Annotated in this window: 27 protein-coding genes; 8 read left to right on the plus strand and 19 right to left on the minus strand. The window is 71.6% G+C overall.

All coding sequences use genetic code 11. The features are described from left to right. Positions 1-46: 46 nt before the first annotated feature. From BC793_RS01690 to BC793_RS01705, 4 genes are read left to right on the plus strand one after another with little or no spacing between them, the layout of a single operon-like run. Positions 47-712 carry a TetR/AcrR family transcriptional regulator gene (locus BC793_RS01690; protein ID WP_109588732.1) on the plus strand — a complete coding sequence of 222 codons (666 nt, stop codon included), beginning with the start codon at positions 47-49 and terminating at the stop codon, positions 710-712. Next, the gene (locus BC793_RS01695; protein ID WP_239169779.1) at positions 709-2,430 is read left to right on the plus strand and encodes an AMP-dependent synthetase/ligase; all 1,722 of its coding nucleotides are present in this window, start codon (positions 709-711) and stop codon (positions 2,428-2,430) included. Before BC793_RS01690 ends, BC793_RS01695 begins: the two co-directional genes overlap by 4 nt. Before the next feature lie 9 nt (positions 2,431-2,439). Beyond that, positions 2,440-2,820, plus strand: a complete 381-nt coding sequence (locus tag BC793_RS01700; protein ID WP_109589084.1) for a VOC family protein — start codon at positions 2,440-2,442, stop codon at positions 2,818-2,820. Positions 2,821-2,850: 30 nt separating this feature from the next. Continuing rightward, entirely contained in the window at positions 2,851-3,654 is an 804-nt protein-coding gene (locus tag BC793_RS01705; RefSeq protein ID WP_146246157.1) for a hypothetical protein, read from the plus strand. A gap of 71 nt (positions 3,655-3,725) precedes the next feature. Here the strand turns inward: BC793_RS01705 and BC793_RS01710 are convergent, their stop codons facing one another. The 3 genes from BC793_RS01710 to BC793_RS01720 form a co-directional block, all read right to left on the minus strand. After that, a complete protein-coding gene (locus BC793_RS01710) occupies positions 3,726-4,058 on the minus strand; it encodes an STAS domain-containing protein (protein WP_239169778.1) in 333 nt (110 codons plus the stop codon). Beyond that, positions 4,055-4,888 (minus strand): ATP-binding protein, encoded by an 834-nt coding sequence (locus BC793_RS01715; RefSeq protein WP_109588734.1) that lies wholly within the window; start codon positions 4,886-4,888, stop codon positions 4,055-4,057. The genes BC793_RS01710 and BC793_RS01715 overlap by 4 nt, the downstream gene beginning before the upstream one ends. A gap of 128 nt (positions 4,889-5,016) precedes the next feature. Further along, positions 5,017-7,770 carry a DEAD/DEAH box helicase gene (locus tag BC793_RS01720; protein WP_109589086.1) on the minus strand — a complete coding sequence of 918 codons (2,754 nt, stop codon included), beginning with the start codon at positions 7,768-7,770 and terminating at the stop codon, positions 5,017-5,019. A gap of 44 nt (positions 7,771-7,814) precedes the next feature. Here BC793_RS01720 and BC793_RS01725 point away from each other — a divergent pair, with 44 nt between their 5' ends. After that, the gene (locus BC793_RS01725; protein WP_109588735.1) at positions 7,815-8,594 is read left to right on the plus strand and encodes an HAD family hydrolase; all 780 of its coding nucleotides are present in this window, start codon (positions 7,815-7,817) and stop codon (positions 8,592-8,594) included. Here the strand turns inward: BC793_RS01725 and BC793_RS01730 are convergent. From BC793_RS01730 to BC793_RS01760, 7 genes are all read right to left on the minus strand, one after another. Continuing rightward, positions 8,585-8,776 carry a hypothetical protein gene (locus tag BC793_RS01730; RefSeq protein ID WP_109588736.1) on the minus strand — a complete coding sequence of 64 codons (192 nt, stop codon included), beginning with the start codon at positions 8,774-8,776 and terminating at the stop codon, positions 8,585-8,587. The genes BC793_RS01725 and BC793_RS01730 overlap by 10 nt on opposite strands. A 42-nt stretch (positions 8,777-8,818) precedes the next feature. Continuing rightward, complete coding sequence (locus BC793_RS01735) at positions 8,819-9,718, minus strand: diacylglycerol kinase family protein (RefSeq protein WP_109588737.1); 900 nt, start codon at positions 9,716-9,718, stop codon at positions 8,819-8,821. A gap of 11 nt (positions 9,719-9,729) precedes the next feature. Then, positions 9,730-10,695 carry a twin-arginine translocase subunit TatC gene (tatC, locus tag BC793_RS01740; protein ID WP_109588738.1) on the minus strand — a complete coding sequence of 322 codons (966 nt, stop codon included), beginning with the start codon at positions 10,693-10,695 and terminating at the stop codon, positions 9,730-9,732. Between the two features lie 9 nt (positions 10,696-10,704). Beyond that, entirely contained in the window at positions 10,705-11,064 is a 360-nt protein-coding gene (gene tatA, locus BC793_RS01745) for a Sec-independent protein translocase subunit TatA (RefSeq protein ID WP_109588739.1), read from the minus strand. 132 nt (positions 11,065-11,196) lie between these two features. Then, on the minus strand, positions 11,197-11,439 hold the full coding sequence (locus BC793_RS01750; protein WP_109589087.1) for a hypothetical protein: 243 nt from the start codon (positions 11,437-11,439) through the stop codon (positions 11,197-11,199). A 16-nt stretch (positions 11,440-11,455) separates the two neighbouring features. Next, positions 11,456-12,445, minus strand: coding sequence for a helix-turn-helix transcriptional regulator (locus tag BC793_RS01755; protein WP_109588740.1), 990 nt, complete (start codon positions 12,443-12,445; stop codon positions 11,456-11,458). Further along, positions 12,442-13,431, minus strand: coding sequence for a helix-turn-helix transcriptional regulator (locus BC793_RS01760; RefSeq protein WP_109588741.1), 990 nt, complete (start codon positions 13,429-13,431; stop codon positions 12,442-12,444). The genes BC793_RS01755 and BC793_RS01760 overlap by 4 nt, the downstream gene beginning before the upstream one ends. 67 nt (positions 13,432-13,498) lie before the next feature. Between BC793_RS01760 and BC793_RS01765 the strand changes: the two genes are divergently transcribed. Further along, entirely contained in the window at positions 13,499-14,470 is a 972-nt protein-coding gene (locus tag BC793_RS01765) for a cation diffusion facilitator family transporter (RefSeq protein WP_239169777.1), read from the plus strand. 10 nt (positions 14,471-14,480) lie between these two features. Next, positions 14,481-15,563 (plus strand): DUF3866 family protein, encoded by a 1,083-nt coding sequence (locus BC793_RS01770; protein ID WP_109588743.1) that lies wholly within the window; start codon positions 14,481-14,483, stop codon positions 15,561-15,563. On the opposite strand, the gene BC793_RS01775 is transcribed toward BC793_RS01770, so the two are convergent. The 6 genes from BC793_RS01775 to BC793_RS01800 all read right to left on the minus strand — a co-directional run bounded on the left by BC793_RS01775 (position 15,539) and on the right by BC793_RS01800 (position 21,602). After that, a complete protein-coding gene (locus BC793_RS01775) occupies positions 15,539-17,020 on the minus strand; it encodes a GGDEF domain-containing protein (RefSeq protein WP_239169776.1) in 1,482 nt (493 codons plus the stop codon). The two genes, BC793_RS01770 and BC793_RS01775, sit on opposite strands and share 25 nt — an antisense overlap. 62 nt (positions 17,021-17,082) lie before the next feature. Next, complete coding sequence (locus BC793_RS01780) at positions 17,083-17,730, minus strand: O-methyltransferase (RefSeq protein ID WP_109588744.1); 648 nt, start codon at positions 17,728-17,730, stop codon at positions 17,083-17,085. A 102-nt stretch (positions 17,731-17,832) separates the two neighbouring features. Further along, positions 17,833-18,033 (minus strand): hypothetical protein, encoded by a 201-nt coding sequence (locus BC793_RS01785; protein WP_109588745.1) that lies wholly within the window; start codon positions 18,031-18,033, stop codon positions 17,833-17,835. 21 nt (positions 18,034-18,054) lie between these two features. After that, positions 18,055-20,322, minus strand: a complete 2,268-nt coding sequence (locus tag BC793_RS01790; protein WP_146246158.1) for a LamG domain-containing protein — start codon at positions 20,320-20,322, stop codon at positions 18,055-18,057. Positions 20,323-20,324: 2 nt separating this feature from the next. After that, positions 20,325-20,876: a hypothetical protein gene (locus BC793_RS01795; protein ID WP_109588747.1), complete on the minus strand. Its 552-nt coding sequence runs from the start codon at positions 20,874-20,876 to the stop codon at positions 20,325-20,327. A gap of 72 nt (positions 20,877-20,948) precedes the next feature. Then, positions 20,949-21,602 (minus strand): helicase, encoded by a 654-nt coding sequence (locus BC793_RS01800; RefSeq protein ID WP_146246159.1) that lies wholly within the window; start codon positions 21,600-21,602, stop codon positions 20,949-20,951. Between the two features lie 62 nt (positions 21,603-21,664). On the opposite strand from BC793_RS01800, the gene BC793_RS01805 reads away from it, so the two are divergent. Continuing rightward, positions 21,665-22,300, plus strand: a complete 636-nt coding sequence (locus BC793_RS01805; protein WP_158319178.1) for a signal peptidase I — start codon at positions 21,665-21,667, stop codon at positions 22,298-22,300. Here BC793_RS01805 and pafA read toward each other — a convergent pair. The 3 genes from pafA to prcB form a co-directional block, all read right to left on the minus strand. Next, a complete protein-coding gene (pafA, locus tag BC793_RS01810; RefSeq protein WP_109588750.1) occupies positions 22,261-23,619 on the minus strand; it encodes a Pup--protein ligase in 1,359 nt (452 codons plus the stop codon). The genes BC793_RS01805 and pafA overlap by 40 nt on opposite strands. A gap of 106 nt (positions 23,620-23,725) precedes the next feature. Further along, positions 23,726-24,523, minus strand: coding sequence for a proteasome subunit alpha (prcA, locus tag BC793_RS01815; protein WP_109588751.1), 798 nt, complete (start codon positions 24,521-24,523; stop codon positions 23,726-23,728). 31 nt (positions 24,524-24,554) lie between these two features. Further along, on the minus strand, positions 24,555-25,394 hold the full coding sequence (gene prcB, locus BC793_RS01820) for a proteasome subunit beta (protein ID WP_109588752.1): 840 nt from the start codon (positions 25,392-25,394) through the stop codon (positions 24,555-24,557). Between the last annotated feature and the right edge of the window lie 117 nt (positions 25,395-25,511).

Raw genomic sequence — 25,511 nt, forward strand, 5'->3', positions numbered from 1 at the left:
GGGTAGTCCGGTGACCCGAGAAGTTCATGAGAACATCGAAGTAACAATGCGTACTCAGATAACCAGCGGGATCGTCTTCACCGTCCCGGCCGGGCTGCCCCGCGGGCGGCACGCGCTGGCGCGTGAGCAGATCGTCGACGCCCAGCGCGAGCGCATGCTGATCGCGGCCACCGAGTTGCTGGCCGCCGACGGCTACCGCGGGTTCGGAGTGCGCGAGATCTGCGCCCGCGCCGCGGTGTCCCGGGCCGTCTTCTACGCCTGCTTCACCGACAAGGACGCCTGCGTCTTCGCCGCCTACGACCGGTTCATCGCCGTCTTCCTGGACCGGCTGGCCGCCGCCGGCGGCGACGACTGGCCCGGCTGCGTGCGGGACTTCGTGGCGTCGTACCTCTCGACCCTGGAGAGTGACCTGGTCGCGGCCCGCGCCTTCGGCGTCGAGATGGACGCCCTCGGCCGGGCGGCCCGCGAGCGACGGCGCACGGCACTCACCCGGCTCGCGGTCTTCGTCCGCGACCTCAGACGACGGCGATTTCCGGGTACGGGTGACCGGGTCCCGTTGAGCGCCTACCTCGGGGCGATCCACGCGCTGCGCCAGATCGCCGCGGACGCCCTCGACACCGCACCGGAACCCGACCTGTCCGCCCTCGTCCCCGAGCTGTCCGGCTGGCTGTGCCGGATGGTCGAGTCACCCTGTGCAGAGGAGACCCCGTGACCGAGTGCACCGCTCCCCCGGCCGAGGAGGCCCTGCTCGCCGAGTTGCGGCGGGACGGTCCGCCGTCGTTCGGCGCGATGTTCCTGGTGCGCGCCGACCGTACCCCCGAGCAGGTCGCCTATCGCCGGCCGGGAGCCGCGGGCGGACCGTGGCGGCCGCAGACGTGGGCCGAGACCGCGCGGGCGGTCCGGGAGATCGCCGCCGGCCTGATCGCGATGGGTCTGCGGCCGGAGGACCGGGTCGCGATCGTCTCCGCCACCCGTGTCGAGTGGATCGAGGCGGACTTCGCGGTGATGTGTGCGGGCGGCGCCACCACCACCGTCTACCCGTCGTCGTCACCGGACGAGGTCGAGCACATCCTCACCGACTCGGGCAGCCGCTTCGCGTTCGTCGAGGACGACTCGCACCGGGCGAAGGTGGCACCGCACGTCGAGCAGGTGATCAGCTTCGAGGACCTGGACGAGTTGCGCGCCCGCGGCCGCGACGCCCTCGGCGGTGACCCGCGGCTGGTGGACCGGGCCACCGCCGCGGTCCGGCCGGGTGACCTGGCGACGCTGATCTACACCTCGGGCACCACCGGGAAGCCGAAAGGGGTGCGGATCGCCCACGACGCGTGGGTCTACCAGGGGCTGGCGATCCAGGCGATGGGGATCGTCCGGCCCGACGACGTCGGCTACCTGTGGCTGCCGCTGTCGCACGCGTTCGGCAAGGCCCTGCTGTCCTGCCAGCTGTCGGTCGGGTTCGAGTTCGCGGTCGACGGCGACGTGAGCCGGATCGTGCAGCGTCTCGCCGAGGTGCGGCCGACCATCATGCCGGCCGTGCCGCGGATCTTCGAGAAGGTGTACGCCGGAGTCGGTGCGACCGTCGGCGGCGGGCTCAAGGGCCGGCTGTTCGCGTGGGCGGTCCGGGCCGGGCACCGCAACCCGCTGGCCGACCGGCTCGTGCTGGCGAAGGTGCGGGCCCGCTTCGGTGGCCGGATGCGGTATTTCATCTCCGGCGCGTCCGCCCTCTCCCCCGACATCGCGGCCTGGTTCGGCGCGATCGGGCTGCCGGTCGCCGAGGGCTACGGCCTGACCGAGTCGTGCGCCACCACCATCTTCAACCGGCCGGACGACCCGGAGTACGGCACCGTCGGCCGCCCGCTGCCCGGCACCCGGGTGCGGATCGCCGAGGACGGTGAGATCCTGCTGCGCGGCCCCGGCCTGATGAGCGGTTACCACCAGCGGGACTCCGGTGACGTCCTGGTCGACGGCTGGCTGCACACCGGCGACATCGGCGAAATCACCGAGCGCGGCTCGCTGCGGATCACCGACCGCAAGAAAGACCTGATCAAGACGTCGAACGGCAAATACGTGGCGCCGCAGGCGGTGGAGGCCCGGTTCAAGGCGCTGTGCCCGCTCGCCGGCCACATCGTGGTGCACGGCGACAACCGCAGGTACATCACCGCCCTGATCGACCTGGACGCCGACGAGGCGGCCAAACGGCCCGGCTCGGACGACTACCCGGCGTTCGTCCGGTCGCCGGAGGTGATCGGCGAGGTCTCGCGCGCGATCGACGAGCTGAACGCCGGCCTCAACTCCTGGGAGACGATCAAGAAGTTCGTGATCCTCGACCACCACCTCGACGTGGAGGGCGGCATCCTGACCCCGTCCATGAAGATCCGCCGGCGCGCCGCCGAGGAACGCTACCGGTCGCAACTGGACAGTCTCTATCAGTAGGGTGTGATCATGCATCGGAGTCGCCTCTTCGGCATCTTCATCGACACCCCCTCCGCCGAGACGCCCGCCGCCGCGTCGTTCTGGGCCGGTGCGTTCGGCGCCACCGCCACCCCGGTGCCCGGCGAGGAGGAGTTCATCGCCCTGGTCGGAGCCCTGCCCGGCCTCGCCGTCGACGTGCAGTCGGTCGACGACGCACCCCGCTACCACGTGGACATGGAGACCGACGACGTCCCGGCCGAGACCGCCCGGCTGCTGGCGCTCGGCGCGACCATGGTGGCCGACCACGGCGGCCACAAGACGCTGCGCGCGCCCGGGGGTCACCTGCTCTGCGTGGTGCCGGTGCAGAGCGACCAGCACCTGTTCGAAACCACCGCGCGTACCTGGCCGTAGATCGATTAGGCTCACCGCCGCGAATCGATCATGGGGGAAGTCGTGAAGTCGTACCACCCTGCCCTGGCGGCGGCCGTCGCCGTCCTGCTCACCGCGGGCTGCACCACCTCGTCCGCGTCGCCACCCGACGCGGCCCCGACGGCGGTGTCCACCGAGACCTCGGCCCCGCCCTCGGCGTCACCGAGCCCGACCGGACCGGACGCCCGTACCGTGCTGCTGGCCGCGCTGGAGAAGTCCAGGAACACCACCTACCGCTTCGCGACCAGCGGTGACGTCCCCGACGCCAAGAAGATCAGCGGCTCCGGGAGCTACGACCCGAAGGCCCGGCGGATCTCGGTCAAGGTCCGGATGACCGGCGGTGGCCAGAAGGCCGTGGCGACCCAGCGGATCGTGGTCGGCACCGACCTCTACTCCCGCCAGAAGGACGGCGAGACCTGGGTCCACCTCAACCTGAAGAAGATCAAGAAAGACTCGCTGTACGCCTTCGACATGACCGACCCGACCGGCCTGTCCCGGTTCGTCGAGTCGGTCGGCAGGGTCACCGGCACCGGGCCGAACACGTACAGCGGCACCCTGGACATCGAGAACGGCCGGTTCAACGAGGGCTTCCTGCCGGTCGGCACCCCGGCCATCTGGGTGATGTCCAGCGGCGGTGCGGGCGCCACCTTCACCGCGACCACGAACCCGGCCGGCTGGGTCACCTCGATCAAGGTGTCGCTCAAGAACCGCAAGGGCACGCTGCACATGACCACCACCCTGAGCGGCCACGGCAAGGCGTCCGGCATCAAGAAGCCGTCCGACTTCGGCGAGGCGATGGACTTCTACTACGACTGACTCCGCCGCCTTCCACCGCGGCACTCCTCCGCCTTCCACCGCGGCGTCGCGGCGTCGCGGGAGGCGGCGGGTCAGCTGTCGAAGAGGTCGGCGGCCCGGGTGGCTTGCAGCAGCCACCGCAGGTGCGGCTGCGGACCGAGCAGGTGGCAGGTCGCCTGCCGGGCCTCGGCCACCCGCCGGGCCGCCACCAGCATGCGCAGCCCCGCCGCGTCGCAGAAGTCCACCCCGGCCACGTCGATGTGGATCTGCCGGACCGGGCCGGTCAGCCCGATCAGATCGTGCAGCCGGGTCAGGTCGTAGAGCTGGCTCTGCAGCGCCTCCACCGACATCGCGTCGAGGCTGCCGTGCAGGGTGATCAGCAGACGGTCGCCGTCGCGTGCCCCGTCGATGCGGGTCCCGTTCACCAGGGTGCCTCCTCCGGCCGGGAACGGACGATGGCCCACACCAGCTTGCCGCCGCGGGCCGGCAGGGCGCCCCACGACGAGGCCGCCGCACCGACGATCCGCAGACCGAGGCCACGGTCGGACAGCGACGGCCCGAGCAGCCCCGGAACCGGGTCACGCACCCGGGGAAGCACCATGTCACCGTCGTAGACGGCCAGGTGCAGAGCCGCCGCCGAACCGCCGCCGCGCGACGAGACGATCACTTCGATATCGGTACCCGCATGCTCGGCGGCATTCACCACCAGCTCGGAGATGACCAGCCTCGCCCGTTCACACAGATGACCGAGGCCCCAGCCGGTGCAGGCCTCGGTCACCAGTGAGCGGGCCTGCAGCGCCGCCGCCGCATCGGGCGGCAGTGCCAGATGCATCCGGTCCGGCAGCGGGTGCCTGCCGGACAGCGCGGCCCGGGCCTGCGGCACCGTCGCATACAGCACCAGCCAGTCCCGGGCACCGAGCCGCCGCAGCCGGCGGGCCAGCGGCGTGTGGGCCGGCACGCAGACCGCGACGGCGATCGGCGGTTCCATGCCGGCACCCTGGGAGCAGGCGGTCAGCCACAGCGGGGCGCTCGCCGCGTGCGGGTCCCGCAGATGGTGCAGGTCGACGATGACACCGGTGGGATGCCCGGCAAGACATTTGTCGAGCACCCTCCGGGCCTGCGCGGCCAGCCGCCGGTCCCACCCACCCCACACCGAGAGCTCGATGACCGCGGTGTCGGCGTCGATGACCGCCAGCACCGAGTCCGCCACCGCGTCACCGGACCACCCGATCAGATGCGGTGAGCCCGCGCCCATCTCCCCTACTCCCGGACCTCCGGTGTCTCGCGGTACGCCGCGAACAGAATGAAACCTGTCAATGCCGCCGCCGCAATTCTTGATTCAGGCGAATGACAGCGTCAACCAAGATTCACCATCCGCGACGATCAGAGGGCGCTCTGCAGGGCCAGCACCCCCCGGTGGACCGCCGTGATCGCCTTGCGCGCCGTGTCCTTGACGCTCGGTGAGGCCGCCGACGCCTCCCTGATCTGCCCGAGCAGGTCGAGGACCTGCCGGGCCCAGCGGACGAAGTCACCGGCCGGCATGTCCGCGTCGTTATGCCCGCTGGCCAGGACGCGGGCCAGCGGCTCACCACGGGCCCAGCGATACATCGGCCAGACGAACCCGGGGTCGGGCTCGCGGGTCAGCGACAGGCCGTGCTCGCTCTCGTCGGCGGCGATCTCGGCCCACAGCTTCGCGCAGGCGTCGACCGCGGCGCTGACCGGGCCCTTCGGCACCGAGGCCCGGTCGTCGCCCTCACGCCGCGACTCGTAGAGCACCATCGACACCGCCGCGGCCAGCTCGTCCGGAGCCAGACCGTCCCACACGCCCTGGCGCAGGCACTCGGCGACCAGCAGATCGGCCTCCGACCAGATGCGGCCCAGCATCCGGCCGGCCTCGGTCACCTCGCCGTCGGCGGAGAGGTAGCCGCGGGTGGCCAGCACCGCGCACACCTGGTCGAAGACGCGGGCGAGCGAACCGGTCCGCCCGGCCACCTTGTCGCGCAGCGCGTCGGTGTCGCGCAGCAGCCGGTGCCGGCGCTCGGCCCAGCGGGCATGGTCTTCCCGTTCCGGGCAGGCGTGGCACGGATGCTGCCGCAACTGCACCTTGAGCAGCGCGACCTCGGCGTCCTCACCGGGGTTGGCGCGGCTACGGCCACCGCGCCGGCGGTCCGGGTGGCGGTCCAGGCCGGTGGCACTGATCTCGGCGGCGAGATCGCGGCGGGCGCCCGGCGAACGGTGGTTGAAGTTGCGCGGCACCCGCACGCGGGACAGCACCTCCACCTCACCGCCGAAGTCGCCGGGGCTGACCCGGCCGGCCCAGCGGTCCTGGGTGAGCACCAGCGGCCGCGGCTCACCGAACCCGACGGCCGCCGGCTCCAGCACCACGGCGAGCCCGGCACGGCGGCCCTGCGGCACCCGGATCACGTCGCCGATCCGCAGTTTCTCCAGTGACGAGACCGCGGCCGAGCGGCGCTGCTGGACGCCCTGGCGGGACAGCGACTTCTCCCGGTCGGCGATGGCCACCCGGAGCGCGAAATACTCGTCGAAGTCGCCGTGGTGGCAGGCGGCGTCCTCGCCATACGTCTGCATGGTCTCGACGTTGCGCTGCACCTGGCGGGCCAGGCCGACCACCGACCGGTCCGCCTGGAACTGGGCGAACGACGACTCCAGCAGCTCACGCGACTTCTCCGCGCCGACCGTGCCGACCAGGTTGACCGCCATGTTGTACGACGGCCGGAACGACGAGCGCAGCGGATAGGTGCGCGTGGAGGCGAGGCCGGCCACGTGCCGCGGGTCCACGTCGGGGCTCCACAGCACCACGGCGTGGCCCTCGACGTCGATGCCGCGGCGCCCGGCCCGGCCGGTCAACTGGGTGTACTCCCCGGGGGTCAGGTCGACGTGCGCCTCGCCGTTGAACTTGACCAGCCGCTCCAGCACCACACAGCGGGCCGGCATGTTGATGCCCAGCGCCAGCGTCTCGGTGGCGAAGACCGCCTTGACCAGGCCCTTGACGAAGCACTCCTCGACCGCCTCCTTGAAGGCGGGCAGCATGCCGGCGTGGTGGGCGGCGACCCCGCGCTCCAGGCCGTCGAGCCACTCCCAGTAGCCCAGCACCGACAGGTCGTCGGCCGGCAGGTGCGCCACCCTGGCCGACACGATGCGCCGGATCTCGGCCCGCTCGTCCGGGTCGGTGAGCCGCAGCCCGGCGTTGAGGCACTGCTGGACGGCGGCGTCGCAGCCGGCCCGGCTGAAGATGAACAGGATCGCCGGGAGCAGACCGGCCCGCTCCAGCCGGTCGACCACCTCGGCGCGGGGTGGCGGCTGCCAGCGTTTGCCCCGGCCACCGCGCCAGCCGGACGCGGCCCGGTCGGTGAACTCCATCCGCCGGTCCATCTCGCGCGTGTAGCGCAGCAACTCGGGGTGGACGTCGTGTTTGCGCGCCGCGTCGGCGTCGTGGAACAGGTCGAACATGCGCCGGCCGACCAGCATGTGCTGCCACAGCGGAACCGGCCGGTGCTCGCTCACCACCACCTCGGTCTGGCCGCGGACGGTGACCAGCCAGTCGGCGAACTCCTCGTAGTTGCTGACCGTCGCCGACAGCGAGACCAGCGTGACCGAGGCCGGCAGGTGGATGATCACCTCTTCCCAGACCGCGCCGCGGAACCGGTCGGCCAGGTAGTGCACCTCGTCCATCACCACGTAGGCCAGATTGCGCAGCTGGCCGGAGCCGGAATAGAGCATGTTGCGCAGCACCTCGGTGGTCATCACCACCACCGGGGCATCACCGTTGATCACGTTGTCACCGGTGAGCAGGCCGACCTTGTCGGCGCCGTAGCGCGACACCAGGTCGTGATATTTCTGGTTGGACAGCGCCTTGATCGGCGTGGTGTAGAAGCATTTACGCTCCCCCGAGCGCAACGCCAGATGCACCGCGAACTCGCCGACCACGGTCTTGCCCGCGCCGGTCGGGGCGCAGACCAGCACGCCGCTGCCGCGCTCCAGGACCTGGCAGGCCTCGCGCTGGAAGTCGTCGAGGTCGAAGCCCACGTCGGCCATGAAGTCCTCGAGGGCCGGGTAGGTGGCGACCCGCGCCGCCCGCCGCTTGGATGCCGCATATTTCTCGGCGGGACTCGTCATGAACACCAGGCTAGTTCGTCGGTATGACAAAACGCAGCACGGTTATGGGGCCGTCAGGGACGGTGCGACGGGTCGGTAAGGTGCACGACGTGCCGCATGCCTCGAATCCTCCTGCCCCTCCGGTGCGGCCCGTGGAGGCCGTGCTGTTCGACTTCCACGGCACACTGGCACAGGTGGAGGACGCGCTGGCCTGGGTTCTCGCCGCGGCGGCCGCGTGCGGGGCCGAGCTGGACCGGGGCCGGGCGACCATCCTGGCCGACCGGTTGACCACCGCTGGCCGCGCCGGTGGGCCGCTGCCGCACCGGATTCCGCCACATCTGGCCGAGCACTGGGCCGATCGTGATCTCTACGCGCACAGCCACCGGGCCGCCTACACCGGACTGGCCGCGAGCGTGCCGACCGACGTGGAGGGTCTGGCCGACGCGCTGTATGAGAGGCTGCTCGTCCCGGACGGCTGGGTGCCGTACCCGGATGCCGAGCCGACGCTGCGCAAACTGCACGAGGCCGGGGTGAAGGTGGCGGTGGTCAGCAACATCGCGTTCGACGTGCGGCCGCTGTTCGCCGCCTGGGGGATGGACGGGCTGGTCGACGCGTTCGCGCTCAGCTACGAGGTCGGGCGGATCAAACCGGACCCGGCGATCTTCTGGCGCGCGTGCGGCATGCTCGGCGTGGAGGCGGAGCGGGCGCTGATGGTCGGTGACACCCCGGCCGACGCGGGCGCGGTCAAGGCCGGCTGCGCCGCGTACATCGTGCCGGCCGCCGACGCCGGCAAGCCGAACGGTCTGTCCGCGGTGCTCTCCCTGGCCCTGCCGGGTCAGGCGTAACGGTCCAGGACGGTTCCGCGGCGGCCCTTGCGGGCGGCGGTCTCGGCGATCGCGGCCGGCGACTCGCCCTGGGTGTTGACGGCGGCCTCGGCCATCGCCTTGAAGGCCTCCTTGGCGCTGCCCAGGACAGAGGTGGCGTTACCGAGGAGCGAGGTGGCGCGGGGGCCGATCGAGTTCGTCATGCCCTACCGTTCGCCCCCGTCCACGGGAAACTGACCCTCAACTCAGCGGAGCAACCGGACCGCACCCGGCACACAGCTCACCTCGACCGGCAGCGGGCCGAGCCGCTCGCCGTCCGCGTACGCCACGATGCCCTCGGCCGCGATGCGCACCTCGCGCGCCCGCAGCACGGTGACCCGCGGATCACGCACGTGGGTGCCCCGGCGCAGCCGCGGCTTGAGCCGCATCAGGTCGAGCCGCCCCAGCGGCGCCGCGAAGACCACGTCGAGCAGGCCGTCGGCCGGATCGGCGTCCGGCAGCATCCGCATCCCACCGCCGTAGCTCGCACAGTTGCCCACCGCGACGATCTCCGCGGCGAAAGTGTGCTCGGCGCCGTCCAGCGTCACCGTGTAGGACCGCGCCCGCAGCCGGACCAGTTCCAGCAGGATGGCCAGGTCGTAGCGGCGCGGCCCGGCGGGCCGGCGCATCCGGTTGGCGCGCTCGTTGACCAGCGCGTCGAAGCCGGCGGCCAGGACCGCCCCGAACCAGCGCCGCTCACCGTGGGCGCCGGAGGTCCGGGCGAGATCGAAGCGGTGGTCACGGCCGTCCCGCAGCGCCACCGCGATCCCCTCCGCGGCCTTCATCGGATCATCGGGTACGCCCACCGCGCTCGCGAAGTCGTTGCCGGTCCCGGCCGGCACCACCCCGAACCCGACCGGCCGCCCGGCGACCGACTGCAGGGCCCGGTGCACCGTGCCGTCCCCACCGACCGCGACGACGGCCGCCGCCCCGTCCCCGACCGCGGCACGGCAGGCCTCCTCGGCCTCGATCCCACTGCCGGCGGTCAGGATCCGGACGTCGTGCCCGGCCGTCCCGAGAGCCTCCACGACCCCGGGAAGCAGACCGCGGTGCCGGCCGCGCCCCGCCGAGGGGTTGGCCAGCACCGCGATGAAGTCAGTCACGATCCGGAATTAGATCAGGTCATGTCGTCGAACCTGCGCTCGATGGGTCTCGGCTGGGCCACGGGCGCCGGCGAGTCGATCGCGGTGGGCCCCTCGATCGGGTCGGAGGCACCGACCGGCACGCGCTCCTCCGGCAGCTCGGAGATCGCGTCGTCGTCGAGCCCGGCGTAGATCTCCTTGCCACGGCCCTTGCGCTTGTCGTTGAGGAAGGCCACCCCGACGGCGATGAAATACAGCAGGGACAGGCAGGCGGCCAGCAGGGTCATGCCGAACGGCCCGGGGTCGGGGGTGGCGATCGCGGCGAACGCGAACGACAGGAAGACCACGGTCCGCCACCAGCTGAGCAGCCGCTTGGCGGTGACCACACCGGTGAAGTTGAGCATGAGCAGCGCGAGCGGGAACTCGAACGCCGCACCGAAGATCATGATCATGCTGGTCACGAAGCCGGTGTAGGCGGTGACCTCGAGCTGGGTGGTCTCGCCGAGGACACCGGCCCTCATGATGAATTGGAGGCTGTGTTTCACCACGAAGTAGGCCAGCGTCGCGCCGCCGGCGAACAGGGGCGCGGCGATCGCGACGAACACGTATGCCCATTTGCGCTCGTGCCGGTGCAGGCCGGGCGCGATGAACGCCCACAGCTGATAGAGCCAGACCGGCGCGCCGACGATCAGACCGACCCAGAGCGCGATCTTCAGCTTCAGGATCAGCTGGTCAGCCACCCCCAGCGTCAGCCAGTTGCACTTGCCCTGGCCGACCGCCCCTCCCGTCCACGACGTGTCGAGGCCGCAGTAGGGCGCGGCGAGCAGGTCGAAGACCCACTCGGCGAGGATGAAGCCGACGATCAGGCCGACCACGATGCCGCAGGACGCGAAGAACAGCCGGTTACGCAACTCCCGGACGTGCTCGATGAGCGTCATGGAGCCGTCGGAAGCCTGCTGGAACTTGCTGGGTCCCTTTTTCTTACGCAGGCTCAGTGCCATCGGCCCGGGTCAGCGGTCGTTGGTGCGGTGCTGGACCGGGTCGACGTAGGGCTGAGCCTGCGGCGCGGGCTGCTGGTAGCCCTGCGGCGCGGGCTGCTGGTAGCCGGCCGGCGGCGGGGGCGCCTGCTGGTAGCCGGGCTGCTGGTAGGGCTGCTGCACCTCACCCTGCAACGGGGTGCGGCTGTGCTGCGGCTCCGCCTTCTCCGCGACGTTGTTGTTGTCGTCGTCGACGAGGCCCTTGGTCTCCGCCTTGATGATCCGCAGCGAACGGCCGAGGGACCGTGCGGCGTCCGGCAGTCGCTTCGCGCCGAAGAGCAGGATCAGCACAACAACGAGAACGATGATGTGCCATGGCTTGAGGGCGCCCATGGGATGACTCCAGTCGGTCGGATCAGTTTGCGGGGTCCATCGTACGTGTGGATCCTGACGATTCTGCCGTCCGGATCCCTCAGGTTTCTTATGATCTTGGTAAGCCCAGGACAACAGGGCGGTAACTGCCCGTCACCGGCCGCGGCCCGCCTTGATCTCCTCGACCTTCTCCTGCGCACGCTCGGCCCGCTCCTGAAGGCCCTGCACGGTTGTCTGCAACCGCTCCGCGCTCTGTTGCAGCACGAGCGCCTCGTCACGACGGCGTTCCAGCTTGCCCGCGGCCCGGCGCAGCGCCGGCAGCCGGCCCAGCACCCGCGACGCGGCGAAGATCAGGACGAACAGCGCGATCACCACCACGGCGATCCAGACCCACATCAGCACGCGGCCCACCCTATCCGGCCGTGAGCGGGTCCGCGCCGAGGCCGGTCGGCGCGGCGTACTGATCGAGGGCCGTCGCGGCCTGCGCCCGGATTCGGTCGAGCAGCTCCGGCGGGCCGATCACGGTGACGTCGCGGCCCTGCCCGGTGAGGAAGCGCTGCGCCCAGCCGAGGTCGGTGACCCGCATCGTGACCAGCCACTCGGTGGTGTCCTTGACGACCTCCTCGACCGGGTAGTACTCGGTGATCCACCGGCCGCCGCGGCCGACCCGCAGGGTGACCAGCGGCAGCTCCGGGCCGGGCCGGAACACGCCGGCGGTGACGTCGTGCGGGACCGCCCCGACCGGTGGCGCGGACGGCTCGTCGAGCTCGGTGAACCCGTCGATCCGGTCGATCCGGAACAGCCGGGTCGCCTCGGCCCGCCGGCACCAGGCCTCCAGATAGTTGAAGCCGCCCACCATCAGCATCCGCATCGGGTCGATGACCCGGTCGGTCGTCTCGTCGCGGGCCGCGGTGTAGTAGGTGAGCCGCAGCGCGTGCCCGGAGTCCACCGCCCCGCGGACGGCGGCCAGCTTCTTCTGGTTCGCCGGCAGCCGGACCGCGACCGGGGCGTCGGCCAGGTCACCGGCCGCGCTCTCGATCTTGGCGAGGGCCCGTTCGATGGCGTCCCGGGTGCCGATACCCGGGGTCTCGGCGAGCATCCGCAGTGCCACCACCAGGGCGAGCGCCTCGTCCGGGTTGAGGCGCAGCGGCTTGTCCATGCCGGCGTCGTGGCTGATCGTCACGTGGTCACCGTCGATGGCCATGTCGATCAGGTCGCCGGGGCCGTAGCCGGGCAGCCCGCACACCCACAGCAGCTCCAGGTCCTCGCGGAGCTGCTTGTCGGTCACGCCCAGGTCGGCGGCCGCCTCGGAGATCAGGATGCCGGGCCGGGCCAGCAGGTAGGGCACCAGGTTGAGCAGGCGGCCGAGCCGGTCCCCGGACGGCGTCCGCACGGCGCTCATGCCGTCACCGCCGGGACCTCGTGGCGGACGATGAGTTCCTTGAGGTGCTGGATGACGGCGTCCCGCAGCTCCGGTGGGCCGTCGGCGCGGGCGTCCGGACCGTACCCGGCGATCCGGGCGGCCAGCCACTCGACGTCGCCGTACACGATGGTCAGACGGTCGCCGTCCGGACCCGGGGTGACGTCGGCGGCGAGCCGGCGCAGTCCGGCGGCCCGGCCGTGGCGCACCGTGACGGTGGCCCGGCCGTTGCGGGCGATCGGACCGGACGAGCGGGCCACGTGGCTGATCAGGTCGGCACCGGCGGGCGGCTCGAAAGCGCCGCCCCGGCCGGTGGCGCGCACGTCGCCGACGATGCGCGACAGCCGGAAGCAGCGGGTCGCGGCCCGGTCGCGGTCGTGTCCCACCACATACCACCGGCCGCGCCAGCAGACCACGCCCCACGGTTCGAGGCGGCGGGTGCTGGGCTCGTCGACCTCGGGCACCCGGTACTTGAAGGTGACCGCGCGGCGCTCCCGGGCGGCCGAGGTGAGCGGGCCGAACGCCGGGTCGACGGTGACGACCGGCTCGACGCCGAGGGTGGCCTGCGGGTCCACCTCGACGCCGGCGGCACGGAGTTTGGCCAGTCCGGACGAGGCGGCGGCGGCCAGACCGGCATGCTGCCACAGGCGGGCGGCGATGCCGACGGCCGCGGCCTCGTCCGGTTCGAGCAGGATGTCGGGCAGCGCGTATTCCCGCTGCGCGATCCGGTAGCCGGGCTCCTGGTCGAAGATGCTGGCCGTCCCGGTCTCCAGCGGCACACCCAGGTCACGCAGCTCGGCCTTGTCCCGCTCGAACTTGCGCTGGAACGCCTCGTGATCGCGTGGGTCCGACGGGTCGTGCTCGTAACCGGGCACGGTCGCGGCGATCTGCGCGGCGGTGAGGAACCGTCGCGTGGACAGGAGGCAGATGACCAGGTTTACCAGGCGCTCGGTACGAGTGCGCGACACGGGCGCAACGCTAGCAGGCGCCCGGGGACGACGGTTATCCGTCACGGTGCCGGGGAAGACCGCATCCGTGACCTCCGCTGACACGTTCGTCCCCGCGCCCGCCGAGCCACCCGCCGAGTCGGAGAGTGTCGGCACCGTCCTCGTCGCCGGTGCCGCCAATCTGGCCATCTCGGTGGCGAAACTGGTCGCCGGGCTGCTCTCCGGGTCGGCCGCGATGCTGTCCGAGGCGGCGCACTCGCTCGCCGACACCGTCACCGAGGTGTTCCTGTACGTGGCGCTGCGGCGCGGCACCAGGCCGGCCGACGAACACCACCCGTTCGGGTACGGCAAGGAGAGCTGGGTCTGGGCGTTCATCGCCGCGATCTTCACGTTCGTGGCCGGTGCCGGGTTCTCGATCTACCACGGTGTCGTGACGATCGTCGAGGGCGAGCACACCGGGGACTATCTGGTGTCGTACATCGTGCTGGCCGTCGCGTTCGCGGCCGAGAGCGTCTCGTTCGCCAAGGCGCTCAAGCAGGTGCGCGGGGCGGCCCGCCGGTGGGACGTCACGCCGCGCCGGTACCTGCGGCACACCTCCGACACCACGGTGAAGGCGGTCTTCTTCGAGGATCTCGCGGCGCTGGCCGGGCTGGTGCTGGCCGCCGCCGGGCTGGGCCTGGCGCAGGTCACCGGCTCGGAGGTCTGGGACGGGGTCGCGTCGATCCTGATCGGCCTGCTCCTGCTGGTGGTGGCGGCGGTCCTGGCCCACAACAACGCGTCGCTGCTGGTCGGGCAGGCGGTGCCGGAGCGGATCCACGACCGGATCGCCGCGGACATCGCCGGCATCGACGTGGTGACCGCGGTCCCGACGCTGTTCACCATGCGGATCGGGCCCGGTGAGATCCTGGTCGCCGCCAAGGTCGACTTCGCCGACCAGGTGCCGGCCGGTGACATCGAGGCGGCCTGCGACGAGGCGGAACAGCGGCTGCGGGCGACGTTCCCCGGGATCCGGTACGTGTTCCTGGACCCGACGCGGGGCGGGAGCCGCAGCGGCGGATAGGGTCGCGGCCATGGTGCGATGGCGGTCCGGGACGGTCCAGTCGGTACGGCGCAGCTGGCACGGCGCGGTCGAGCTGGACGTGGTCACCGACGACGGGCCGCTGCGGGCGCTCGCCTACCCCGATCTGGTCGGTGCCCCGGAGCCCGGCGACCGGGTGCTGCTCAACGTGGGTGCGCTGGTGATGGGGCTGGGCACCGGGGGCTACGCGCTGGTCGTGGCGATCCCGGACCGGTTGCCCGCCGACCCGGTCGACGACGGTTCCACCCGCGACGCCGGCCACCTGGTCAAGGCGCGGTACACCCCGTTGCAGCCGATCCGTCTCGGCGTCGACGAGGAGGCCTCCCCGCACCGGGCGGTGATGGCCGCCGCCGAGTCGGTCGACGGCATGCCGGTGATCACCGCCGACCTGCACTCGGCGCTGCCGGCGATCCTGGCCGGGATCCACGCCGACCGGCCGGGTGCCCGGGTGGCGTATGTGATGACCGACGGCGGGGCGCTGCCGGCGTGGTTCTCCCGCACGCTCGACGGGCTGCGCGGGCACCTCGCCGGGACGGTCACCACCGGGCAGGCGTTCGGCGGTGATCTGGAAGCGAGCACCGTGCACACCGGGCTGCTGGCCGCCCGGCACGTGCTGCACGCCGACGTGACGATCGTGGCGCAGGGGCCGGGCAATCTGGGGACCGGCACGACCTGGGGTTTCTCCGGGGTGGCGCTGGGCGAGGCGGTCAACGCGATCGCGGTGCTCGGCGGGCGGCCGGTCGGCTCGCTGCGGATCTCCGACGGTGACGGCCGGGACCGGCACCGCGGGGTGTCACATCACAGCCTCACGGCGTACGGAAGAGTCGCCCTCGTCCCCGCCGACCTGCCGGTGCCGGACGGCCTGCCGCAACCGTTGGCCGCGTCGGTCGACGCCGCGCTCGCGCCGCTGGCCGCACGGCACCGCATCGTCCGCGTGCCCTCCGACGGCCTGGACCGGGCGCTGCGGGAGTGCCCGGTGCCGCTGTCGACGATGGGCCGCAAGCTGGATCAGGACCACGGTTACTTCCTGGCGGCGGCGGCCGCCGGCCGTCACGCCGCGAGTCTGCTGGACTGACCGGCGACCTCCACCCGGTTGCGGCCGGCCGCCTTCGCCGCGTAGAGCGCCGTGTCGGCCCGTGCGAGCAGCTCGTCGGAGGTCTCCGCACCGTCCCAGACGGCCAGCCCGGCGGAGAACGTCTGCCCGAGCGGGGTGGCTTCCAGGGCCCGGGTCAGCGCCCGGTGCCCGTCGCCGGCCCCGGCGGCCGGCAGCAGGACCACGAACTCCTCGCCACCGAAGCGGGCGATCACGTCGATGTCGCGCAGCGCCGCGTGCCAGGCCGCGCTGGCCGCTTTGAGCAGTTGATCACCGGCCGGGTGACCGTACGTGTCGTTGTACCGCTTGAAGTGGTCCAAATCGAGGATGGCGATGGCGACGGGCTCGTTGTTGCGGCGAGCCCGTTCCAGGGCCCGGGGCAGCTCGTCGTTCCAGGCGCGCCGGTTCGGCAGTCCGGTCAGTTCGTCGCAGCGGGCCAGCTCACGGACCTGCCGGGCCTGCCGTTCGACGTGCCGGAGGAGCAGCGCCATCCGGGTGACCACCAGCAGGAACAGTACGGCCGAGCAGGCCGCGATGCTCCACCCGTCGGTCACCTGCCCACCGGCGGTCTGTGCGGCCAGCACCGCCGGGGCGATCAGCGAGGCCCCGGCGAGCAGCGCCAGCAGGCCCTTGCCGAGCCCGGCGGGGCGGGCGTCGGCGGGCGCGGCCACCTCACGGGCGCCGCCGTGCAGGCAGGCGACACCGAACAGCGTGAACGCCACCAGGAACACCGACTCCAGGCCGCTGGAGAACCACGGCTCCGCGAGCAGCGCCTCGCCGGTCCCGCCCATGTTGTCCAGCACCACCCAGGCACTGTCGCCGACCAGGAAGGCGCCCAGCGAGCCGGTGATCCACCAGAACGGGGCACCGCGACTGCCGCCGCTGCGCAACAGGCGGGTGGTCATCGCGATCAGCAGCAGGTCACCGATGGGGTACGCCACCTGCGTCGCGTGCGCCAGCCGGTCCATCGGGTCGCCCAAGCCCACCGGGGAGATCACGTACACCCAGGCGAGCAGGCCGAACCCGGTGGTGATGGTGGCCGCGTCGACGAGTGCCGCCCCGTCGGGCCGCCGGTCCCGCCGCCGGATCAGGACGGCCAGCGCGGCCGCGCAGGCCGGGTAGAGGCCGAGGAAGAACGGGTCGGCCGGGGTCGGCAGGTCGACCAGCCCGAACCAGGCCTCGGCGGCGTCGCCGACGGCGATCCCGGTGGAGTTGCTGAACACACCGGCCGCGAAAAGCCACCACGGCAGCCGTTCCGGGCGGGGCAGCCGGTGGGCGCCGACCAGCAGCGCCGCGACACCGGCCCAGCCGATCCCGACCTGCCAGCCGGTGCGCCACCACCCCAGGTCCGGGAGGAACTGGTACACGGCGATGGCGAGAGCCGCCATCGCCGCGAAGACCGTCGCGGGCCGTCCGGCCCGTGCGCGCTGTTCCGACACGCTGTCCAGGAGACGTCACGGCGGGGACGACGCGGGTGACCGGGCGGGTGCGATCGGGTTGTTCAGCCGCGCCGGCGGATCAGGGTGACCCCGTCGCGGACCGGCAGCATCACCGAGTCGACCCGGTCGTCGGTGACGATCCGGTCGTTGAGGCCGGCCACCGCCCGGTCCGACTCGTCGCCCGGGTCGAGGACCCGGCCGCCGCGCAGCACGTTGTCGAAGACCATCAGCCCGCCGGGCCGCAGCCGGGGCACGAGCGCGTCGTAGTAGTCGGGGTAGCCGGTCTTGTCCGCGTCGACGAACGCGAAGTCGATCACCGGGTCCGGCGGGAGCGCCCGCAACGTGGTGAGCGCGGGGGCGATCCGCAGCTCGATCCGGTCGGTCAGCCCGGCCCGCTGCCAGTAGTCGCGGGCCACCGCGGTCCACTCCTCGGAGACGTCACAGGCCAGCAGCCGCCCGCCCGGGCGCAGGCCGCGGGCGATGCAGATCGAGGAGTAGCCGGTGAACGTGCCGACCTCGACGGCGTTCGTGACGCCGGTGAGGCGTACCAGCATGGTGAGCAGGGCGCCCTCGTCGTGCGAGATCTGCATGCCGGCGGCCGGCGGGTATTTCGCCCTGGTCTCGGCGGCCAGGTCGCGCAGCACGTCGTCGGCGGGTGTGCAATGGGTGAGCAGGTAGTCGCCGACTGCGGGATCGATGATGTCAGCCATACCGGACAGCTTTCCGCAAACCCGACGCCCGCGTCAGCCCGCGGGGATCAAAATCCGGCGATGGTACGGCCACGCATGCCACCGCCTGTCTCGAAGGCGGACTCAGGCGCTGAAGATCAGATAGGCCCAGCCGGCGAGGAGCAGGACGAGGATCGCGGCGAGAACCCAGGTGGGGACCCGGTGATTGCCCTCCCGATTGTCCTGGATCTCACGGCGGATCTTCTCCCGGCGACGGTCCAGCCGGTTCAGGCGGACCTCGGACTCGGTGCGCTCGGATGGTTCGGGCAGGTCAGGTGTCGTCATAGCGGGGCCAGCGTAGCCTGCCTAGTAATTGGCGTACACCCGCCACAGGTTCTCCTGGTCGGTGAGCTGCCGGCTGTAGGCGGCGAGTTCGTCGATCGTCCCGGTGAGGTAGGGGTTCGGCGGTTCGGACGGCCACCCGGCCGGCGGTGGCAGCGGCAGACCACCCCACCGCCAGTACCCGTTCGCCGACGCCGATCCGGTGACCGCGGTGTTCGCCGTCCGCACGCCGTCGACGTAGAGCTTGAGGCCGTCCGCGCCGACGCTGCCCATCACGTGGTGCCAGGCACCGTCGTCGACCGCCGCGGCACCGGCCAGGGTGACCGGCACGCCGCCGCTGATCACCCCGAACCGGGCCCTGCCGGCGGTGTCGACGTAGAGCAGCCGGTCGGCGGAGATGCCGTCCGGGCCGCTGCCGGTGTCGGCGAACCCGGCGATCACCCCGCGGTCGCCGGGCGCGACCCGGATCAGGCATTCGACGGTGAACGCCGACGGAGCCGGGGTGGACGAGTACCTGCCGTTCCAGCCGTTCGTGACACCGCCGAACGCGACCGCTGTCGAGTTGGCGTGACCCGTCTTGGTGGTGCCGTCGAGGCCGCCGAACTCCTCGACCGCGATGCCGCCGAGCAGTGGCGTGAGGGTGGCGGTGACCAGGTCGTACCCGTTGAAGATCCGCAGGTCGTCGAGCTGTCCCTGCCAGCCGGCCGCGGTGGCGCCGCCGGTGAGGCGCCGGCCGATCTGTACCGCCCCGGACGACGCCCAGTGGGTGGTGTGTGTGGCCGCCGTGCCGGAGGAGCGCCCGTTGACGTAGAGCCGGATCTGACTGCCGGCCTCGTAGACGCCGGCCACATGGGTCCACTGGTTGAGCACCACGGAGTTGGCGGCACTGTAGGTGACCGTCGGTGTGGCCGCGCCCGAGTCGCTGGGCCAGAACCGCATCGCCCACCGGTTCTGGGACTGGTCGTAGCCGATCGTGAAGGCGGTGGTGTTGGTCCCGTTCTGCGAGATGATCGTCCGGTCGGCAGCCGCGCTGGTCAGTTTGACCCAGGCGCCGGCCGAGAAACTGCCGTTGGTGTTCACCTGCCCGGCCGGGCCCTGCAGATATCCGGTCGGGCCGGCGGTGGGGATGCTCAGGCCGTTGCCGGTACGGCCGGTGGCGAGGGCGGCGGCGCCGCCGAGGGTGACACCGGCTGCCGACCGGGCGGTGACCGTGCCTCCGCCGGTGCTGGACGCACTGCCGGTCCAGCCGGGTGTGCCGGACACCTCGTCGAAGGACCAGCGGGCGGTGGCGCGTACCGGGAGCTCGGCGACCTCGGCCGCGGACAGCGCCCGCCGCCAGGTCCGCGCCTCTCCGATGAGCATGCCGGTGCCGGTGTCCCGGCCGCCGTACGACGACCACGCATTGGCGATCCGGTAGCGCCCGAAGCCGATGTTGCGGCCGGTCGCGGCGTTGACCGGGACGGTGTGCGCGGCGGTCGGCGCCGCCGCGGTGCCGTTGACGTAGAGCGTCATCGTGCCGGTGCCGGCGTGGAAGACCCCGGTCAGCAGCGCCCACGTGTTGACTACCGCGGTCGGGCCGTGGACGGTGTCCCAGCCGGTGACGCCGGTCAGGGTACTCGGATCCTTGGCCATGGTGAAGGTCCAGCACGGCGGCGTCGTGCAGGAGGCGCTGTGGTCGGCGACCAGGGCCACGTCGCTGCGCGGGTAGGAGCTGTTGGTCAGGTGGGCGACGGCCGCCCTGGTCCCGCTCACCGTCGGCGCGGTGTCGCCGAGGTTCGCCCACACCGAGACGGTGAAACCACGGTCGGCGCGGAACGGTGACAGCACCGACGACAGGGCGGCCTGGGCGAACGTCGCGTTCGACGAGGCACCCAGCATGTACGCCCCACCGGTCGGCCCCGGGCTCGCGGTGATCGTCATCCCGCTGCCGGTGTGCTGGCCGGTGTTGGTCGCCCCCGACGCGTCGGCGAACCTGGTGGCCGCGGCACCGTCGTCCATCCGCCACCACATCGACGACCCGTTCGTCGGGCCGGCGTAGGTGCCGTTCTGGCTGTTGCCCGACGAGTCGGTGGCGACCGAGGTGACCGCTCCGGACTGGGCGTCCTCACCGCGGTGGTAGAAGACCGGCCCTCCATCGGTGACGATCTTCGGCACGCCGGGGAATCCGGCCGACGCCGCCACGGTGGCCGGCGCCGACGCGGTCGCGGTCCACACGCCGCCGGCCGAACTCCACAGCCACGGGCCGGATGCCAGCAGAACGCCGGTCAGCACGACCAGCAGCACCTTGCGCACGGTCAGCTCCGCGCTTCCCACACGGCGGTGAACGTGCCGCTCAGCCCGGCGGCGGTGTCGTCAGAGGGCAGGAGCAGCTCGAACCGCCAGGCCCGGGTGTCACTCTGGGTGGCCGCCCAGGCGCCGTCGCCGGTGGCCCAGTCGGTGTGCGCGGCCAGGTACGCATCGAGTTTCAGCGTGCCGGAAGCGTTGTACAGCACCCCGGCGGAGCTGAAGTCGCCGCAGTCGGTCTGTGTGCCGGTGCCGTAGTGGACGCGGGCGATCAGTTTGGCGGGCAGACCGCCGCCGACCGCCGGGAAGTACATCCGGACGGTTGCCGGGATCGATCCGGTGTACTGGGTGATCACGCAGGTGACCGGGTTGCTGCCGGGGATGGCGTCGGTCACCGCGAAGACCTTGCTGCCGGGTGCGGCGGCGGTGATCGCGACGGTTCCGGCGGTGAAGCTGTTGCCGGCCGAGGACGTGGTCCGCACGTAGGCGGCGTCCACCAGCGGCACCTGCAGGCCCGCCACCGCGGCCAGCACCAGGGCGTGCGGCCACCTCGCTCTCGCCATGCCCTTCCGTTTGGCCGCTCCGGCGATGGCGTTAGTGTCCCGGGCGGACCTGGCCCGCCCGGGACACCCCGCTCAGTTGACCTGCGCCTCCCAGGTGAAGGTGGCCGTCGCGGACAGACCGGACGAGGCGTTGCCGGTGCCGGCGGGCATCAGCCAGGAGATCCGGTACCAGGCGCTGTCGTTGCCGGTCACCGTCCACTCGGTGGCCGAGGCGGTGGTGAACGTGGCCGGGAATCCGCTGAGGACACCGCCGGCCGTCGTGCCGGGTGTGTTGTAGACGTCCGCGGCGGTGGTGTAGCTCGCGCAGGCCGAGTTGGTGGCTCCGCTGCCCCGGTCCACCTTGACGATCAGCGCGCCCTGCAGGGCGGCGTTCCCGCCGAGGGTCGCGTACATCCGGATCTTCGCGGCGCCGCCGGTGTAGACGACCTCCACGCACCGGGTCTCACCCGTGTAGACGTTGTCCGGGGCGAACCCCGGGTAGGCGATCGTGGTGTCCGCGCTGTCCGGCCGGATGTTGCTGACCGTCCAGTTCACGCCGCCGGTCATGGTGTTGGTGATGTTCGTGACCGAGCCCGAGTTCCACGTGTTGACCGAGCTGTTCGTGGTGGCCGAGTAGGCGGCCTGCGACGACTGCCAGACCAGCAGCGAGCCGAGCAGGATGCTCAGCGGTACCGCCACGCCGGTGACACGGCGACGTCGACGGGGTCCGTCGGCTGACTGCGTCATGTCTTGTCTCCTTCGGGGTACCGATGACTACGATGGCCACAATCGGTAGCGACGCAGAAGCATTGAGCGATCATCAGGCAGGACACAGCGAGTGGCCCGCCTGGGCCCGCCTGGTGACGGTCCTCGCCGCCCGGATCGCCATCGGCACCGCCGTCGTGGCCGTGCTGTGGTCGGTCATCCCGGTCGCGTTCGGCTGGACCAGCGTGGTCGTGACGTCGGGCTCGATGGGCCCGCGGCTGCGCAGCGGTGACGTGGCCATCGCCTCACCGGCGACCGGTGTGCAGATGGTCCCCGGGCAGCCGGTACTGGCCGACAACCCGGTCCGCCCCGGCAAGCTGCTGCTGCACCGGGTGATCCGCCGCAACACCGACGGCTCGCTGGTGACCAAGGGCGACGCGAACCCGTCCGAGGACTCCACGCCCGTGCCCGCCGCCTCGGTGGTCGGGCGGCCCCGGCTGCTGGTCCGTTACATCGGGCTGCCGGTCTACTGGCACGGCGTCGGCGAGCACCGCAAGGTGGCCGTCACCGGCGTGGTCGGAGCGCTGCTGCTCCTCGTCGCCAGCCGGCGCACCGACGAGGAGGAGATCGTCGCCGGGCCCGTGCCCGCACGGCACCGGCGCCGGCCACCCGCGCACCGGCGCCCGCCCCGCTGGAGCGATCACATGCTGGCGATCAGGCGCTCCACCCGCTCGTCGTAGGCACGGAACGGGTCCTTGCACAGCACGGTCCGCTGCGCCTGGTCGTTGAGTTTCAGATGCACCCAGTCGACGGTGAAGTCACGCCGCTTCTCCTGGGCGTGCCTGATGAACTCGCCGCGCAGCCGGGCCCGGGTGGTCTGCGGCGGCGTCTCCTTCGCCTCGAAGATCTGCAGGTCGTTGGCGATCCGGTCGACCGTCTTACGCTTCTCCATCAGGGCGTAGAGGCCACGGCCCCGGCGCACGTCGTGGTAGGCCAGGTCGAGCTGGGCGATCCGCGGATGCGACATCGGGATCTCGTGCTTGGCCTGGTAACGCTCGATCAGCTTGTATTTCGACACCCAGTCGATCTCGCGGGCCACCGGGTCGAGATTCTCCGACTCGATCGCGTTGAGCACCCGGCCCCACAGCTCGACGACCCGCTTGGCGACCGGGTCGCCCCCGCGCCGCTCGACGAACTCGGTCGCCTTCGCCAGATACTCCTGCTGGATCTCCAGCGCGGAGACCTCCTTGTTGTTGGCCAGCCGGATCTTGCGGCGGCCGGTGACGTCGTGGCTGACCTCGCGGATCGCCCGGATCGGGTTCTCCAGGGTCAGGTCGCGCATCACCACGCCCGCCTCGATCATGCGCAGCACGATGTCGGCACTGCCCACCTTCAGCAGGGTGGTGACCTCGTTCATGTTCGAGTCGCCGACGATCACGTGCAGCCGCCGGTACCGCTCGGCGTCGGCGTGCGGCTCGTCGCGGGTGTTGATGATCGGCCGGGACCGGGTCGTCGCGCTGGAGACGCCCTCCCAGATGTGCTCGGCACGCTGCGACAGGCAGAACACCGCACCGCGCGGGGTCTGCAGCACCTTGCCGGCACCGCAGATCAGCTGCCGGGTCACCAGGAACGGGATGAGCACGTCGGCGAGCCGGCCGAACTCGCCGTGCCGGCTCACCAGATAGTTCTCGTGGCAGCCGTACGAGTTACCGGCGGAGTCGGTGTTGTTCTTGAAGAGGTAGATCTCCCCCGCGATGCCCTCGTCGTGCAGACGCTTCTCCGCGTCGACGAGAAGGCCTTCCAGGATCCGCTCGCCGGCCCGGTCGTGGGCGACCAGATCGGTGACGGAGTCGCACTCGGGGGTCGCATACTCGGGGTGGGAACCGACGTCGAGGTAGAGGCGGGCGCCGTTACGGAGGAACACGTTGCTGCTGCGTCCCCAGGAGACCACTCGGCGGAACAGGTAGCGGGCCACCTCGTCGGGCGACAGCCGCCGCTGCCCCCGATAGGTGCACGTGACTCCGTACTCGGTCTCGAGGCCGAAAATTCGCCGTTCCATGTCAGAACACTACCGGCAGAAACCGGTTCAGCGGCACCCACAACCGCCCCTTTACATGATTGCGGGGCGTGGTCATGATGACCACGCCCCGCAATCGTCACGCCGATTACTTCTCGGTGTCCTCCGAGGCCGCCGACTCGGTCGGCTTGCCCTCGGCCGGGGCGGGCGGAGCCGCGTCGACCTCGCCCAGATCCGCGTCCGACACCGCCTCGTGCCCGAGCAGGGTGGTCAGTGCCGCCCCGGTGAGCCGCCGGAACGCCCGGCCCGGCCGCCGCCGGTCCAGGACCGCCACCTCGAGCTGCTTGTCGGTCAGCTGGCGCGGCTGGCCGTTCTCCCCGCCGATGCTGCCCAGTGCCTCCGACGCCAGGGACAGTGCCACGGTCAGCTCGGCGGTCGGGTCGTGCCGGTCCCGCAGCACGTTCCCGATCGCCTCGGCCTGGCCGCCCATCGCCATGAAGCCGGGCTCGTCCATGACCGAGCCGTCGTAGGTGATCCGGTACAGCTCGTCGGCCGCGGGCGTCGCGCCGACCTGCGCGACGCAGATCTCCACCTCATACGGCTTCTGCGTCTCCGAGAAGATCGCGCCGAGCGTCTGGGTGTACGTGTTGGCCAGCGCCCGGGCGGTCACGTCGCGCCGGTCGTAGCTCAGGCCGACCATGTCGGCCATCCGCACACCGCCGCGCCGCAGCGCCTCGAACTCGTTGTACCGCCCGACGGCCGCGAACGCGATCTTGTCGTAGATCTCGCTGATCTTCCGCAGGGTGGTGATGTTCTCGGCGACCAGCAGGACGCCGCCCTCGTAGGTGAGCACCACGGCCGACCGGCCGCGGGCGATGCCCTTCCGGGCGTACTCCGAACGGTCCCGCTGAACCTGCTCGGGTGATGCGTAGAACTGCATGGCCACGGGTGGCTACCTCTCTTCCTTGAAGTGCGGGTCAGCCGCCCGGGTTCTCGTGACGCCCCGCGACGACCCGCTCGGCCACCGTGGTGATCTCTTCGTCGCTCAGCCGGTGCGTGCCGGCCGCCGTCGCGGTCATCACCACCGGGTAGATCTTGCGGATGACGTCCGGTCCGCCGGTCGCGGTGTCGTCGTCGGCCGCGTCGTACAGCGCCTCGACCGCCAGGGTGATCGCGTCCTCGGTGCTCACGCCCGCCCGGTAGCGCTTCTTCAGCGCCGACTTCGCGAACAGCGAACCCGAGCCGATCGCCTCGTAGCCGGTCTCCTCGTAGATGCCGCCGGCCACGTCGAAGCTCCAGATCCGGCCGGGACGCACTCCCTCGGCGGGGGCCAGGTCGAACCCGGCGAACAGCGGCACCACGGCCAGGCCCTGCATGGCCGCGCCCAGGTTGCCACGCACCATCGCGGCCAGGCGGTTCGCCTTGCCGTCGAGGGACAGCATGGCGCCCTCGATCTTCTCGTAGTGCTCCAGCTCGACCTGGAACAGGCGGATCAGCTCGATGCCGATACCTGCCGTCCCGGCGATGCCGATCAGCGAATACGCGTCGGCGGGGTGCACCTTTCTGATGTCCCGGCTGGCGATCAGGTTGCCCATGGTCGCCCGGCGATCACCGGCCATCACCACACCGTCGGTCGTCGCGATCGCGACGATCGTGGTGCCGTGCGGTGCGATGTCGGCGGACAGACCCGGTGGCAGCGGCCGGCGGCCCGGAAGCAGCTCCGGGGCGGCCTGACTCAGGAACTGCGTGAAGGAGGACGTCGAAGTGCTGGTGAAGAAATCCGGTAGACGCCCGGATGGATCAAAGCCCGTCGCCACGTGGTTCCTTTCAGGTACGTGCAGTTGAAGCACACTATCCCGCCGGAGCGTGCGGGTGCGATCAACATCATCGACATGTCTTGAGGAAATGGCGGACGCCGCCGAAACGGCGGCGCC

It is taken from the genome of Actinoplanes xinjiangensis, assembly GCF_003148685.1.
In the GTDB taxonomy this organism is placed as follows: Bacteria; Actinomycetota; Actinomycetes; order Mycobacteriales; family Micromonosporaceae; genus Actinoplanes; species Actinoplanes xinjiangensis.